Origin of the sequence: Marichromatium sp. PS1 (assembly GCF_041155115.1) — a bacterium.
Lineage (GTDB): Bacteria > Pseudomonadota > Gammaproteobacteria > Chromatiales > Chromatiaceae > Marichromatium > Marichromatium gracile.
In genome coordinates this window covers 57,631-71,677 of sequence record NZ_BAAFHB010000004.1, presented here as the reverse complement: position 1 = coordinate 71,677, position 14,047 = coordinate 57,631, and the positions used below count along the sequence as shown (strand labels likewise).

Genomic DNA, 14,047 nt, shown 5'->3' with positions numbered 1-14,047 from the left:
CACCCAGGATCAGCCGACGCTACGTACCAGCTCCCACTCGTCATCGGAGAGCAGCTTCTCGAGGCTGATCAGGATCGTCAGCCCCTCCTCGGTACTGGTCACGCCGAGGATGAAGCGACTGCTCTGGTCATTGCCCACCGCCGGCGCCGGATCGACCGAGTCGGCATCGATCTGCACGACCTCCGCCACCGCATCGACCAGGATGCCGACATTCTGGTTGTCGATGTCGATGATGACGATGCGCGAGGCTTCATCGGGCGCACGCGGCGGCAGCCCCATGCGCCGGCGCGCATCGATCACGGTGACCACGTCGCCACGCAGGTTGATGATCCCGAGGATGTAATCGGGCACGCCGGGCACCGGCGCGATCTCGGTGATCTTGAGCACCTCCTGAACCTGCAGCACATCGATGGCATAGGTCTCCTCTGCCAGGCTGAAGGTTACGAAGGAGGAGGAGGTGCCCGCGGTGTTGGTCTGGGTGTTTGGTTCGCTCATGGATTCCTCGCCTTGATGTCCGGCCGTCACGCACCGCCGGAGGTCATTCTGAATGATGGTCGGCGGCGGCGCCCGGATCAATCCCCGGGTACGGCGCCGAACTCGTCCACCTCGGGGACAATATGATCACGCTTGAGCCATTCGGGCTCGACGCGTTCGTGAGAACGCGGCGGCGGCCCCGGCAGCACCACGATGGCCACACGCCGATTGCGCGCCCGCCCCTCGGCGGTGTCGTTGGAGGCGACAGGCTGGAACTCACCATAACCGATCGCCACCATGCGACGGGGATCGACGCCATTCTGCGCAAACAGATTGACCACCGTCGCCGCGCGCCCCGATGACAGCTCCCAGTTCGAGGGGTAGATCGAGTTACCGATCGGCAGATCATCGGTATGCCCCTCGACATGGATGCGCGAATCGCGCTTTGCCAGCACCTTGGCCACCTCTTCCAGGACCGGCAGGGCCGCCGGCTCGAGGGTCGCCGAGCCACTGAGGAACAGCAGGCTGGTGTTGATCTCGATCTCCAGCCAATAGGCCTGACGGTCGACCTGAATACGCCCGTCATCGACCAACCCGCCGAGCGCCCCTTCGATCTCACCGGCCATCTCGCCGATCTCGCGTAGTATCTCGCGCCTGCGCACATCCCCTCCCCCCTCGAGGATGCTGCGCATCGCGAGATCGGCGGACACATCGGTCATGTCGACCAGAGGATCGAGCAGCGCCGGGTCGAGCAGCGCCAGGCTGCTGCTGATCGGGGCGAGCGTGCGGCGCATGTCCTCACCGATCAAGGCATCGCCCGGCAATGGCTCACCGATCTGTATCGGCGAGACCTTGGGCTGCGACCCGAAGGCCTGCTCCAGCGAGTCGGAAAGCACTCGATACTTGCCCGCATCGATGCTCGAGACCGCATACATCACCACGAAGAAGGCCATCAGCAGGGTCACCAGATCCCCGTAGGGGATGGCCCAGGCCTCATGGTTGGTATGGTCGTCGTATCTGCGCCGTCGCGCCATGGACCGCCTCAACGCTGGATGAAGCCGCTCAGCTTGTTCTCGATGTTGCGCGGGTTCTCACCCTCTGCGATCGCCACCAACCCCTCGAGGAGCATCGTCTGATAATTGACGCGCGCCTGGATCAAGCCCTTGAGCTTGTTCGACACCGGCAGGAACAGCAGGTTGGCCGAGGCGATCCCGTAGATGGTGGCCACGAATGCTGCAGCAATCCCCGGGCCAAGCTTGCTCGGGTCGGCCAGATTCTGCATCACCGCCATCAACCCCATCACCGCCCCGATGATGCCGAGGGTCGGGGCATAGACCCCCATACTCTCGAAGACCCTGGCACCCTGCAGGTCGAAGTGCTCACGATTGTCGAGATCCGACTCGAGGATCTGTCTCAGCACCTGGGGCTCGGTGCCGTCGACGAGCAGCTGCAACCCCTTGCGGACGAAGGGATCGGTCTCTTGCTCGGAGAGCGCCTCGAGACCGAGCAGTCCCTCACGACGAGACAGATGCGCCCAGTCGACCAGGCGCTTGACCATCGCCAGGGGATCGAGCCTGGGGGTAAGCACCACCCAGGGCAGGATGCGCAATGCATGACGGAATACCGGCAGGCGGGCCTGGACCAGTGCCGCGCCCAGGGTCCCGATCACCACGATGGTGAAGGCGGCGAGATTCCACAGCGCGCCCAGCCCACTGCCCTTGGCGACGGAGCCCCCGACCACGGCCACCAGCCCCAGCAGGAGCCCGACCAGGGTCAGGACATCCATCTCAACAGAGGCTTTTGACGAGCGCCGGCCCGACATCCCTCAACGCAAGCACCTGATCGGCGAGCCCGGCCTCGATGACCGCCGCCGGCATCCCGAAGACCACCGAGCTGGCGGCGTCCTGGGCCCAGATCCGGGCCCCATGCTCCTTGAGCGCGCGCGCGCCCTCACGACCGTCGGCCCCCATTCCGGTGAGCACCACCGCCAGCACCTGACTGCGTAGCGCAGCGACGGCGGAGGTGAAGGTGATATCGACACTCGGCTTGTAGATGGTGCCGGGCGGGCTGTCGACGATCCGCACCCGTGGCTGCGATCCGCCCTCGAGCACCAGCTGCATGCCGCCGGGCGCGAGTAGCGCCACCCCCGGTTTGAGTGCATCCCCATTGGCCGCCTCGCGCACCTCGATCTGGCAGAGGTTGTTGAGGCGCTCGGCAAAGGCCGGGGTGAAGCTCGCCGGCATGTGCTGGACCACCACGATCGGCAGCGGGAACTGGCTCGGCAGCGCCTTGAGCACCTCTTGCAGCGCCACCGGCCCACCGGTCGAGGTGCCGATCAGCAACGCCCGCAACGAGCGTAACGACTCGCCGCGCACACCCGATGAGCGGGGCGGCGGTGCCGGGGTCGGCGACTGAGCCGGCGCCGAGGATGCGGGGGAGGCTGGCACATGACGCGCCTCGGCGCGCGCCGGGGCACGAGCCGCAGTCAGCGCGGGGCCACGTCCCCGGGCCAGCGCGCGCACCCGGCGACGCAGCAGCATCTTGGCGCTGTCCTCGTCCTTGGCCATCTCGCTGAAGCGCTTGGGCAGGAAGTCCATCGCGCCTGCGTCCAGGGCATCGAGCGTGGCGGTCGCGCCATCCGTGGTGAGAGTCGAGAACATCAGGATCGGACGAGGCGACTCGGCCATGATCCGTCGTACCGCGGTGATGCCGTCCATCACCGGCATCTCGATATCCATGGTCACCACATCGGGCTTGAGGCGCTTGACCACCTCGATGGCCTCACGACCATCACCGGCGGTACCGACCACCTCGATGCCGATATCGGCATTCAGGATCTCGACGATACGACGTCGAAAGAAGGCGGAATCATCGACAACGACAACCTTGAGCGGCACGGATCAGCTCCCTGTGGCCAGTTCGGCGACCGTTTCCCGGCGACCGCCGAACTCCGAGCGCCCCATGACCTTGAGCAGCTCGGGGACATCGAGGATCAGTGCGATACCACCATCACCGGTAATCGTGGCCCCGGCGAGCCCGGAGACATGACGCAACCCGAGACCGAGCGGCTTGATCACCACCTCTTCCTGTCCCACCAGGCCGTCGACCACCAGGCCGACCTTGCGCTGTCCGACCTGGACCACCACGACATGGGCCTCGCCTCGTGGCCCCTCGTCCCGACCGGGGCGGACCCAGCGACCGATGTGATAGATCGGCAAGGCATGGCTGCGCACCACGATCGCCTCCTGCTCGTCGACGAAGCGGCTGCGCGAGAGGTCGAGGTCGAGGATCTCGGAGACCGAGGCGAGCGGAATGGCGAAACGCCGCCCGTCGAGGATCACCATCAACGCCGGCAGGATCGCGAGGGTGAGCGGCAGCTTGACCTGCAGCAGGGTGCCCCGGCCAAGCTCGGAGTCGATCTCGACGGAACCGTTGAGCTGGGCGATGCGGGTCTTGACCACATCCATCCCGACCCCGCGCCCGGAGACGTCGGAGATCTCTTCCTTGGTGGAAAAGCCTGCCATGAAGATGAGGTTGAAGGCATCGCGATCGGACAGCCGCTCGGCCATCGACGGCTCGAGCAGCCCCTTCTCCACCGCCTTCAGGCGCAGCGCCTGGGGATCCATGCCGCGGCCATCGTCCTCGATGGTCAGGGCGATGTGATCGCCCTCCTGCGCCGCACCCAGGATCACCCGCCCGCGCCGCGACTTGCCGGCGGCCTCGCGCACGTCGGGCATCTCGATGCCATGATCGACGGCGTTGCGGATCAAGTGCACCAGCGGATCGGCCAGGGCCTCGACAAGGTTCTTGTCGAGATCGGTCTCCTCGCCATAGGTCTGGAAGTCGATCTCCTTGCCGAGCGAGCGCGAGAGATCGCGGACCACACGCGGGAAGCGACTGAAGACCTTCTTGATCGGCTGCATCCGCGTCTTCATCACCGCCGACTGCAGATCAGCGGTGACCAGGGCGAGCGAGTTGATCGCCTTGGAAACCTCGTCGTCCTCGGTCTGCGAGCGCAGCATGCTCAACCGGTTACGCACCAGCACCAACTCGCCGACCAGATTCATGATCTCGTCGAGTCGGTTGGTATCGACCCGCACCGAGGTCTCGGTCGGAGTGGCAGCCTGTTTGACGGCACGCGCCGCAGCCGCCGCAGCACTGCTCTCGCCCTCGGGCTTCGGCGCCGGCTTGGCGGGGGCGGGCGCGGTGCTCGGCTGTGGCGCCGGCGGGGGTGAGGAAGGCGCGCTCTCGGCCGCCGCCTTCGGCGCGGGCGCCGCAGTGAAGGCGCCCTTGCCGTGGAGCTGATCGAGCAGGTTCTCGAACTCCTCGTCAGTGATGAGGTCGGTATCCTCGCCGGCGGGCTCTTCCTCGACTGGCGGCCCGCCCGCAGCCGAGACCTCGGCGGAAGTCGACGCGGTCGGCTCCGGGGGCACAGACTCGGCGGGCGCAGCACCGGACTGGGGCTGACCGCTGAGCGCATCGAGCAACGCCTCGAACTCCTGCTCGGTGATTTCATCCGCGGGCTCGGCACCCGCCGCCACGGACTCGGAGGGCGGCTCAGGCGCCGCCTCGGGCTCGGCAGGCACCGGCTCGACGGGAGCCGGGGGCGGCTCGGGGGCCGCCGCCGCAGGCGAGGCCAGCTGCTCGAGTTCGGCGATCAGTTCGGGCGCGGCGGGCTCGGGCTCCTTGCCCGATTGCAGGTCGCCGAACATGACGTTGACGACATCGAGCACCCGCAGCACCGTATCCATCAACTGCGCATCGACATGACGCTCGCCGTTGCGCAGCAGATTGAACACGTCCTCGGCATGATGACAGACCGAGACCAGCGCATTGAGGTTGAGAAAGCCCGCGCCACCCTTGATGGTATGAAAACTGCGGAAGACCGAATTGAGCAGGTCGCGGTTCGCCGGATCCTGCTCCAGATCGATCAGTTGCTCGTTCAAGCCTTCGAGCAGCTCGCCGGCCTCGACCAGGAAATCCTGAAGAATTTCGTCATTCGGGTCGATTGGCATTCACCTTATCCTCTGAACTCGATGGGCTCGGGCAACTAGAAGCCGAGACTGGACAGCAGGGCATCGACGTCGTCCTGACCCGAAACGACATCCCCGAGATCGTCGCTGGTGTTGGGCACCGCCGGCCCGACACCACCCCGGGCGGGTTCCTCGGCCTTCTCGACGGTCGGCTCGACGGGCTTGGCGACAGCCCCTTCCATGCGTCCGCTGGAGAGTCGAATCAAGCCGACCAGGTTCTCCTCGACGTCCTGAACCAGACGGATGACCCGCCCGATGATCTGGCCGGTAAGATCCTGGAAGTCCTGGGCCATCATGACCTCGGACATCAGCGAGCGCAGCCGCTCGGTCTCCTGACCGGTGGCGGAGAAGAAGGCGTCGAGCTCGCGCGCGAACTCGCGGAACTCATCGAGCGAGAGCTCGCGGCGCCGGAACCGCCCCCAACGCTCGGAGAGCCGCACCGCGCTGTCATGTACCCGCTCGGCGATCGGCAAGCCCTCGTCGACCGCATTGAGGGTGCGGTGCGTGGCCTGCTCGGTCATGGTGACGACATAGGAGAGCCGCTCCTTGGCGTCCGGGATCTCGTCCTGGGTGATCTCGACCAGACGCGAGTCGCCGCGGAAGCTCTGCAGCGCTTCGTGCAGCTCGCGGGTCAGCTTGCCGAGCTCCTCGAACAGCTCACGCTCGTAGGGGAAGCGCAACTGCTGGATGACCAGACGCGCGCCTTCCTCATCGCCGTTTTGGAGGTGTTCGACCAGCTCCTGCGCAAGTGCAAGCTGTGCGGTCAAACGTGTTTCGTCATTGTCCATCGATTGTTCCCAGGCCGAACGAAAAGGCTACCCGTGACATGGCTGGGCCGGCCATGGAGGCACGTGCCGGAGTGGGCTGAGTCCATGTGTCAGCGCCAGGGGCGAACGATGAGGCGACGGCCGGCGCAGCGCGAGACAGTCGCTTCAGCCCGACCCTAGCCTGCGACCCGCTCGAAGATCTTATCGATCTTTTCCTTCAGTGTCTCGGCGGTGAAGGGCTTGACGATATAGCCGTTGACGCCAGCCTGGGCCGCCTCGACGATCTGCTCGCGCTTGGCCTCGGCCGTCACCATCAGCACCGGCAGCTCCTTGAGCTCAGGGTCGGCGCGGACCTGGCGCAGCAGCTCGATGCCTTCCATGTTGGGCATGTTCCAGTCGGTGATGAGGAAATCGAAGCCACCGCTCTTGAGCATCGGCAAGGCCGTGCTGCCGTCGTCGGCCTCCATGGTGTTATTGAACCCCAGCTCGCGCAGCAGGTTCTTGATGATGCGTCTCATCGTGGAGAAATCGTCCACGACGAGGATCTTCATGCCTTTGTCCACACTGAACTCCCAGTGTCAATTGTCGGATTTATCGATCACAACAGCGACTCACTGCCCTCGCCGGTCCAGTCGGACAACCGTGAGCGCAAGCGGTGCAAGGCCTGACTGCGGATCTGGCTGACACGCGACTCGGTGATGCCGAGCACGGCGCCGATCTCGCGCAGGTTCAACGCCTCGTTGTAATACAGGTTCATGACCAGGCGCTCGCGCTCCGGCAAGCCACCCAGGGCCTGGGCCAGTGCCAGGCGAAACTGCGCCTGAGCGAGCTGCTCCGGGGGCGAATCCTCCGTCCCCGCCAACCAGCGATCGGCTTCCATCTCCGGGCCGCCCAGGTCTTCGATGCCGAGGACGTTGGCGCTCGCACTGTCCTGCAGCATCGCATGATAGTCCGCCAGCCCGATCTCGAGCTCGGCGGCGACCTCGGCGTCGCTCGCCGTGCGCCCCTCGCGCGTCTCCACCTCACGGATGGCTGCGGCGATGCGACGGGTGTTGCGATGGACCGAGCGCGGGGTCCAGTCCGCGCGGCGCAGTTCATCGATCATCGCGCCACGGATGCGTATGGTCGCATAGGTCGCGAAGGTCGCGCCCTGTCCCGCCTGGAACTGGCGCGCGGCCTCGATCAGCCCCACCATGCCCGACTGGACCAGGTCGTCGAGCTGCACCGACGGCGGTAGACGCGCCGCCAGATGATGCGCGATACGCTGTACCAGATCGACATTGGCCGCAACCAGCTCGTCGGGCCGGTCGGCCAGGCTAGGATACCCCTGCAATGGACGTTTCGGGGCCATCAGGCACTTTGCAACATCCGTTCGACGAAAAAGCCGATCCCGCCCAGGTCGGTCTCGGTGATGGGCCAACGATCGACCCGGGTCGCCAACTCGGTGAAGGCGCGCCCCGAGGGACTGCCCGGATACAGGTCGACCACAGGCCCGCGCCGCTGCACGGCCCGACGCAGGTTGTCGTCGAGCGGGATGATACCCGAGGCCTCGAGCATCACCTCCGGCAGGTACTGGGCGCAGACGGCCGAGAGCTTGCGCACCAGACGCCGACCGGCCTCCGGCGAGCTCAACATGTTGCAGACCATGCGGAAACGACGCAAGCCGTGATCCTGGTGCAGCACCTTGATCAGTGCATAGGCGTCGGTGAGCGATGCCGGCTCGTCACAGACCACCACCATCACTTCCTGAACCGCCTTGCAGAAGGCGGTGACCGACTCCTGGACGCCGGCCGAGGTATCGACGATGAGCACGTCGAGCGGCTGACGGTAGGAGCTGAAGGCACGGATCAGCCCGGCATGCTCGGCGGGGCTGAGATTGGCCATGCTGGCGATACCCGAGGCCGAGGGCACCAGCTGCATGCCCTGCGGGCCTTGCACCAACACATCCTCGAGTCCCTCGACCCGCCCTTCGACGAGATCGTGCAGGGTCTTGGTCGGGCGCAGTCCGAGCAGCAGATCGGCGTTGGCCAGACCGAGGTCGGCGTCGAACAGCATCACCCGCCGTCCCATGCGCGCGAGCGCGACGGCGAGATTGACCGAGACATTGGTCTTGCCGACGCCCCCCTTGCCGCTGGCGACGGCGATACTCCTGAGCCGATTGCTAGGCGGTTGCATGGGCAGGCGTCCTGAAGGGCAAGACCGACTCCAGAACCATGCTGCCCTGTTCACCAGACGTCCGCGTGGACGCCGGCATCGCGTTCATTGCCAGACCATCGAGAGAGGCGCGGGCGCCGCCCGGCGCACGCATGGCGTGCGCCCGCTCCTGGAGCGCCAAGCGGGTGAGATAGAGTGTATCGACCTTGTGGAAATCTTCGGTCATGCGTTGACCATCGCTATAAAAAATCAAACCGAGCCGCTGCTCCATCAACACGGACAGGGTCTCGCCGAGCTGTTCCGTCTCGTCCACCTTGGTCAACACCAGGGCCGAGGGTTCGCTCGACTGGAACGCCTCGAGCACCTGTCTGAGCACCATCGACTGATGGGTAGCGGCAATTACCAGCCAGGTCTCGAGCTCGATGCGCTCGCGCACCTGCGCAAACAATCGGCGCTCGGCGGCATCACGCGCGGCATGCCCGGCCGTATCGATGAGAATCAGTCTGCCATCACCGGCGCGACTCGACAACGCCGCCAGCTCATGCTCGTTCTCGAGCAGCATCACCGAGACCCCGGCCATCTGCCCGAACGCCTGCAACTGCTTGTAGGCGCCAATGCGCTGGCGGTCAAGTGAGACCAGGCTGACCGAGTCGCGTCCCATGCGCCGGATCTGGCGCAGCGCCAACCGCGCCAGGGTGGTGGTCTTGCCCACCCCGGTCGGCCCCACCAGCGCCAGCATGCCCCCCTGGTCGAGCACCGGCGACTGTGCCGTCGGGATCGCCGCCGAGAGCCGCGCGCGCAGCCGCGACCAGGCGCTCTCGACCGAGGTCTCCTCGAGGATCCCACCGGCGAGACTGCGCGCGAGCTTCTCGGTGAAGCCACAGTCGGTCAGGCGCGTCACCAGTTCGGCGGCGAGCGGATGACGCGCCGCCCAGCGCGCCGACTCGCTGGCGTTCTGGTGTTGCACCAGCAGGCTGCGCAGGTCGCAGAGTTCACGCCGCATCGCCGCGATCTCGGGGTCGGTGGGCAGGGTCGCGGTCGCCGGCACCGCCGGGCGCGGAGCACGCGCCTCGGGCGCGCTCGCGCGCTCGCGGCGTGGCGCACGGGTCGGTACCGTCGGTGCCGGCGCGGCGGCCTGATCGCCCTCGTCGAGCGCGGCGATCACCTCCAGCATGCCATCGACCCGACGACTCGACAGGATCACCGCATCCGGTCCCTGCAGCTCGCGCACCTGACGCATCGCGTCGCGCATGTCCCGTGCCGTATAGCGCCTCACACTCATGGTCGTACTCCTGCTCGCTCAATCATGCCTTTGCCGGAGCGGCGTCGCCCTGCCCCACGGTGGCCACCACCCGGATCTTGCGGTTGTCCGGGATCTCGGTGAAGGCCAGCACCGTCAGGCTGCTGACGGCGCCGCGCAACCAGCTCGCGACCCAGGTACGGATCTCCGGGGCGACCACCAGCACCGCTGGCGCCCCCTCCATCTCCTGGCGTCTGGCCGCGTCGGCCACCGAACGCTGAACCCGCTCAGCCAGTCCGGGTTCGAGCCCGACGGTCTCGCCCTGACTGCCTCGCAGCGACTTATGCAAGAGTTGCTCCAATGTTGGCTCAAGGGCGATCAACGGCAGCTCGCCCGCAGGCCCGACCAGGTCCTGGACGATCGAGCGCGCCAGCGCGACCCGCACCGCCGCGGTCAGAGCGCCGGGATCTTGACTCTTCTGCGCCTGCTCCGCCAGGGTCTCGGCGATGGTGCGCATGTCGCGGATCGAGACCTGCTCGGCGAGCAGGTTCTGCATCACCTTGAGGATCGCGCTCAGCGACAGCGTCTTCGAGAGCAGGTTCTCGACCAGCTTGGGCGAGCGCCGGCCGAGCTGATCGAGCAGGTGCTGGACCTCTTCGTGACCGATCAGTCGGTGGGCATTCTCGCGAAACACCTGCGAGAGATGGGTGGCGATCACGGTCGCGGCATCGACCACGGTGTAGCCCGCGCCCTGGGCGTTCTCGCGATCGCTCGGATCGATCCACAACGCATCGAGGTTGAAGGTCGGGTCCTTGGTCGGGGTGCCGGGGACGGTGCCGAAGACCTGTCCCGGGTTGATCGCCAGCTCGCGATCGGGGAAGACCTCGGCCTCGGCCTGGGTGACCCCGAGCAGCGAGATACGGTAGTGGTTGGGACCGAGCTCGAGGTTATCGCGGATGTGCACCGGCTGGATGAGAAATCCGAGCTCCTGCGAGAGCTTGCGCCGAATGCCCTTGATCCGTCCCATCAGCTGCCCGTTCTGGCCGCGATCGACCAGCGGGATGAGCCGGTAGCCGACCTCGAGCGCGACCAGGTCGACCGGCGGCACATCCTCCCAGGAGAGTTCGCGCTCCTCCGGCGCCGGCGGCATCTCCACCCCGGGCGGGAGCTGGTCGACCTCCTCGGCGCCGGCCGGCTGGGCGCTGCGACGACTGAGCAGATAGCCGCCGCCGGCCATCATCGCCGCAAGCCCGAGGAAGACCATATTCGGCATCCCCGGGATGGCGCCGAGGATGCCGAGCACGGCGGCGGCGACGAACAGTGCCCGCGGGTTCTCGAACATCTGTCCGAACACCTGCTGCCCCATGTCCTGCGCCGTCGAGGTGCGGGTGACGATGATCGCCGTGGCCGAGGAGAGCATCAGCGAGGGGATCTGCGCCACCAGCCCGTCGCCGATGGTCAACAGCACATAGACGTTGCCGGCCTCGCCGAAGGACATGCCGTGCTGGGTGGTGCCGATGACGATGCCGCCGAGGATATTGATGAAGAGGATGAGGATGCCGGCGATGGCGTCCCCGCGCACGAACTTGCTCGCGCCATCCATCGAGCCGTAGAAGTCGGCCTCCTGGGCGATGTCCTCGCGCCGCGTACGCGCCTCGTCCTGGGTGATCAGCCCGGAGTTGAGATCGGCGTCGATGGCCATCTGCTTGCCCGGCATGGCATCGAGGGTAAAACGCGCGCTGACCTCGGAGATACGCCCCGCGCCCTTGGTGACCACCACGAAGTTGATGATCACCAGGATGGTGAAGACCACCAGACCGACGGCGAAGTTACCGCCGAGCACGAAGTCGCCGAAGGCCTGGATCACCTGCCCGGCGGCATCGGTGCCATCGGCGCCGCGCAGCAGGATCACCCGGGTCGAGGCGACGTTGAGCGCAAGACGCAGCAGGGTGGCGAGCAGCAACACCGAGGGGAAGGCGGCGAAATCGACCGGGCGCGGGGTGTAGACGGCCACCATCACCACGATCAGCGACAGCGAGATGTTGAAGGTGAACAGCAGATCGAGCGCCAGCGGCGGCAGCGGCAGCACCATCATCGACAGCAGCGCGATGAGCAGCAGCGGCGCGCCCAGCCCGAGCCGGCTCAGGCCCCCGAGGCGTTCACTGAATCCGGCCACTAGCGTTTACCCCGTGCGGCGCGGGCGGCCTCGCGCGGATCGAGATATTCATCGGGCACAGGCAGATCGGTCGGCATCGATACCTCGGGGTCGTGACGCTTGAGCTGGTAGACATAGGCGAGGATGCGCGCCACGGCGACGAACAACCCACCGGGGATCTCCTCGCCGAGATCGGTGGTGAAATAGATCGCACGCGCCACCCGCGGCGCCTCCACCCGGATGATGTCGTGCTCGTCGGCGAGCCCGCGAATCGCCCCGGCGACCTCGCCAACCCCCTTGGCGAGCAGCCGTGGAGCACGCATTCGCGCCGGCTCGTAGACGATGGCCACGGCATAGCGGGTGGGGTTGGTGATGACCACGTCGGCCTTGGGCACCTCGGCCATCATCCGCCGGCTGGCCATCTCCTGCTGCAGTTGACGGATGCGTCCCTTGACCTCGGGCTTGCCGTCGGTCTCCTTGTACTCGTCCTTGAGCTCCTGACGGGTCATGCGCAGCTGCTTGTTGTGGTTCCACAGCTGGAAGGGTACGTCGACCGCAGCAATCAGCACCAGCGCCGCCGAGACCAGCAGAAAGATCCATACTGCCATGTCGGCGGTATGGAAGATCGCCTCCTTGAGCGGCTCCTCGCCGAGATGCAGCAACTCGTCGGAAACGCTCCAGAGCACCATGCCGGCGACCAGGGAGACGATCACGAACTTGGCAAGTGTCTTGCCAAGTTCGAGCAGTGCCTGGGCGGAGAACTGGCGCTTGATCCCCTTGAGCGGATTGAGCTTGGGGGACATCGCCTGCGCCGAGAAGTTGGCACCGCCGATCAGGATCGGCCCGAGTAGCGCGACCACGAAGAGCAACGCGAACAGCGGCGCGAGGGTCAGCAACGCGCGACCGATCTGGCTGGCCAGATAGGGCAGCAGTCGCTGGGTGTCGTAGAACAGCTCGCGCTCCAGGGTGAAGCCATCGGCCATCTGGGCGGCGAGCTGGCCGCCGAGATGACCACCGAAGAACACCATGAAGCCGGCACCGGCGAGCAACACCATCAGGGTGTTGAACTCTCGCGAGCGTGGCACCTGGCCTTTTTCGCGCGCCTCGCGTTGGCGTTTGGCGGTCGGTTCTTCGGTTTTTTCCTGGCCGTTCTCGTTCTCGGCCATGTCACACCCCGAGCAGCCGCTGGATCAGCAGGAAAGCGGCGGTGAGCAGATCCCCGATCCGCGCCGGCAGCCCCGGCAGGATCAGTATGATGAGCACGAACCCCATCAGCAGGGTCACCGGGAAACCGACCGCGAAGATGTTGAGCTGAGGCGCGGCACGGGTGACCACGCCCATGGCGAGATTGACCAGCAACAACGAGGCCACCGCCGGCAGCGCGATCAGCAAGGCGCCGGCGAACATGGTGGTACCGAACCCGGCGATGCGCCAGAAGTCCTCGGCAACCAGCCCCTGCATCCCCACCGGCATCACCTCGAAGCTCAGGGTCATCAGCTGGAGCAACACCAGATGGGCATCGAAGGCGAGGAACAGCAACGTGGTGAGGATCACGAAGTACTGCGACACCATCGGCACCTGTACCCCGCCGGCGGGGTCGATCACCGAGGCGAAGCCCAATCCCATCGACAAGGCAATGCTCTCGCCGGCCAGGGTCACGGCGGCGAATACCAGCTGGGCGACAAAGCCCATCATGACACCGATCAGCACCTGCTGGAGGGCGACCACCAATCCCTCCATGCTGAGTGGATCGATGGCGGGAAACGGTGGCAACAGGGGTGCGACCAGGATCGCCAGCAGCAAGCCCAGCGACAGCCGGACACGGGCGTTGACGGTCCGGGCGCCGAAGATCGGCGCGACCAGCAGCATGGCGCTGATGCGCACGAAGGGCCAGACGAACATCCCCACCCAGTCGAGCAGGGTGTCGAATGAGATCACCATCCGCGGTTCAGCCGATCAGCTCGGGGATGCTGTGATAAAGCCTGATGGTGTAGTCGGTGACCAGCGCCAGCATCCAGTGGCCGGTGAACAGCAGCGCCACCCCCATGCCGAGCAGCTTGGGGATGAAGGTCAGCGTCATCTCCTGGATCTGGGTGGCGGCCTGGATCATCCCGATCGCCAGACCGACGGCGAGCGCGGTCAGCAGCGCCGGGGCCGAGAGCAGCACCACGACCATGCCCGCGTCCTTGCCGACGTCGATCACCATTTCGGGAGTCATAGCATC

14 protein-coding genes are annotated in these 14,047 nt (G+C 66.2%); all 14 read right to left on the bottom strand.

Annotated elements, in window-relative coordinates:
• Window positions 1-9 precede the first annotated feature (9 nt).
• The gene (locus ACAM26_RS09485; protein WP_123140793.1) at window positions 10-495 is read right to left on the bottom strand and encodes a chemotaxis protein CheW; all 486 of its coding nucleotides are present in this window, start codon (window positions 493-495) and stop codon (window positions 10-12) included.
• Window positions 496-572: 77 nt separating this feature from the next.
• Window positions 573-1,508 carry a flagellar motor protein MotD gene (motD, locus tag ACAM26_RS09480; RefSeq protein ID WP_123140794.1) on the bottom strand — a complete coding sequence of 312 codons (936 nt, stop codon included), beginning with the start codon at window positions 1,506-1,508 and terminating at the stop codon, window positions 573-575.
• Window positions 1,509-1,516: 8 nt separating this feature from the next.
• Window positions 1,517-2,260 carry a flagellar motor protein gene (locus ACAM26_RS09475; RefSeq protein WP_369613509.1) on the bottom strand — a complete coding sequence of 248 codons (744 nt, stop codon included), beginning with the start codon at window positions 2,258-2,260 and terminating at the stop codon, window positions 1,517-1,519.
• A gap of 1 nt (window position 2,261) precedes the next feature.
• Complete coding sequence (locus tag ACAM26_RS09470; protein ID WP_123141878.1) at window positions 2,262-3,371, bottom strand: chemotaxis response regulator protein-glutamate methylesterase; 1,110 nt, start codon at window positions 3,369-3,371, stop codon at window positions 2,262-2,264.
• A 3-nt stretch (window positions 3,372-3,374) separates the two neighbouring features.
• Window positions 3,375-5,489 (bottom strand): chemotaxis protein CheA, encoded by a 2,115-nt coding sequence (locus ACAM26_RS09465; RefSeq protein ID WP_123140797.1) that lies wholly within the window; start codon window positions 5,487-5,489, stop codon window positions 3,375-3,377.
• Window positions 5,490-5,524: 35 nt separating this feature from the next.
• Window positions 5,525-6,295 (bottom strand): protein phosphatase CheZ, encoded by a 771-nt coding sequence (locus tag ACAM26_RS09460; protein WP_123140798.1) that lies wholly within the window; start codon window positions 6,293-6,295, stop codon window positions 5,525-5,527.
• Window positions 6,296-6,450: 155 nt separating this feature from the next.
• Window positions 6,451-6,825 (bottom strand): chemotaxis response regulator CheY, encoded by a 375-nt coding sequence (gene cheY, locus ACAM26_RS09455; protein WP_005224626.1) that lies wholly within the window; start codon window positions 6,823-6,825, stop codon window positions 6,451-6,453.
• A gap of 47 nt (window positions 6,826-6,872) precedes the next feature.
• Window positions 6,873-7,625, bottom strand: a complete 753-nt coding sequence (locus ACAM26_RS09450; protein ID WP_123140799.1) for an RNA polymerase sigma factor FliA — start codon at window positions 7,623-7,625, stop codon at window positions 6,873-6,875.
• Window positions 7,625-8,449 (bottom strand): MinD/ParA family protein, encoded by an 825-nt coding sequence (locus tag ACAM26_RS09445; RefSeq protein ID WP_123141880.1) that lies wholly within the window; start codon window positions 8,447-8,449, stop codon window positions 7,625-7,627. Before ACAM26_RS09445 ends, ACAM26_RS09450 begins: the two co-directional genes overlap by 1 nt.
• Window positions 8,436-9,710, bottom strand: coding sequence for a flagellar biosynthesis protein FlhF (flhF, locus tag ACAM26_RS09440; RefSeq protein ID WP_369613508.1), 1,275 nt, complete (start codon window positions 9,708-9,710; stop codon window positions 8,436-8,438). Before flhF ends, ACAM26_RS09445 begins: the two co-directional genes overlap by 14 nt.
• A gap of 22 nt (window positions 9,711-9,732) precedes the next feature.
• Window positions 9,733-11,844 (bottom strand): flagellar biosynthesis protein FlhA, encoded by a 2,112-nt coding sequence (gene flhA, locus ACAM26_RS09435; protein ID WP_123140802.1) that lies wholly within the window; start codon window positions 11,842-11,844, stop codon window positions 9,733-9,735.
• Complete coding sequence (gene flhB / locus ACAM26_RS09430; RefSeq protein ID WP_369613507.1) at window positions 11,844-12,989, bottom strand: flagellar biosynthesis protein FlhB; 1,146 nt, start codon at window positions 12,987-12,989, stop codon at window positions 11,844-11,846. The genes flhA and flhB overlap by 1 nt, the downstream gene beginning before the upstream one ends.
• Before the next feature lies 1 nt (window position 12,990).
• Window positions 12,991-13,764 carry a flagellar biosynthetic protein FliR gene (fliR, locus tag ACAM26_RS09425; protein WP_123140804.1) on the bottom strand — a complete coding sequence of 258 codons (774 nt, stop codon included), beginning with the start codon at window positions 13,762-13,764 and terminating at the stop codon, window positions 12,991-12,993.
• Window positions 13,765-13,771: 7 nt separating this feature from the next.
• On the bottom strand, window positions 13,772-14,041 hold the full coding sequence (fliQ, locus tag ACAM26_RS09420) for a flagellar biosynthesis protein FliQ (protein ID WP_005224619.1): 270 nt from the start codon (window positions 14,039-14,041) through the stop codon (window positions 13,772-13,774).
• Window positions 14,042-14,047: the final 6 nt, after the last annotated feature.

What these genes read in the sequence shown, in the direction of transcription:
- ACAM26_RS09485 (WP_123140793.1), bottom strand. Translation starts at nt 495, where the DNA reads ATGAGCGAACCAAACACCCAGACCAACACCGCGGGCACCTCCTCCTCC.
- motD (WP_123140794.1), bottom strand. Translation starts at nt 1,508, where the DNA reads ATGGCGCGACGGCGCAGATACGACGACCATACCAACCATGAGGCCTGG.
- ACAM26_RS09475 (WP_369613509.1), bottom strand. Translation starts at nt 2,260, where the DNA reads ATGGATGTCCTGACCCTGGTCGGGCTCCTGCTGGGGCTGGTGGCCGTG.
- ACAM26_RS09465 (WP_123140797.1), bottom strand. Translation starts at nt 5,489, where the DNA reads ATGCCAATCGACCCGAATGACGAAATTCTTCAGGATTTCCTGGTCGAG.
- ACAM26_RS09460 (WP_123140798.1), bottom strand. Translation starts at nt 6,295, where the DNA reads ATGGACAATGACGAAACACGTTTGACCGCACAGCTTGCACTTGCGCAG.
- cheY (WP_005224626.1), bottom strand. Translation starts at nt 6,825, where the DNA reads ATGAAGATCCTCGTCGTGGACGATTTCTCCACGATGAGACGCATCATC.
- ACAM26_RS09450 (WP_123140799.1), bottom strand. Translation starts at nt 7,625, where the DNA reads ATGGCCCCGAAACGTCCATTGCAGGGGTATCCTAGCCTGGCCGACCGG.
- ACAM26_RS09445 (WP_123141880.1), bottom strand. Translation starts at nt 8,449, where the DNA reads ATGCAACCGCCTAGCAATCGGCTCAGGAGTATCGCCGTCGCCAGCGGC.
- flhF (WP_369613508.1), bottom strand. Translation starts at nt 9,710, where the DNA reads ATGAGTGTGAGGCGCTATACGGCACGGGACATGCGCGACGCGATGCGT.
- flhB (WP_369613507.1), bottom strand. Translation starts at nt 12,989, where the DNA reads ATGGCCGAGAACGAGAACGGCCAGGAAAAAACCGAAGAACCGACCGCC.
- fliR (WP_123140804.1), bottom strand. Translation starts at nt 13,764, where the DNA reads ATGGTGATCTCATTCGACACCCTGCTCGACTGGGTGGGGATGTTCGTC.
- fliQ (WP_005224619.1), bottom strand. Translation starts at nt 14,041, where the DNA reads ATGACTCCCGAAATGGTGATCGACGTCGGCAAGGACGCGGGCATGGTC.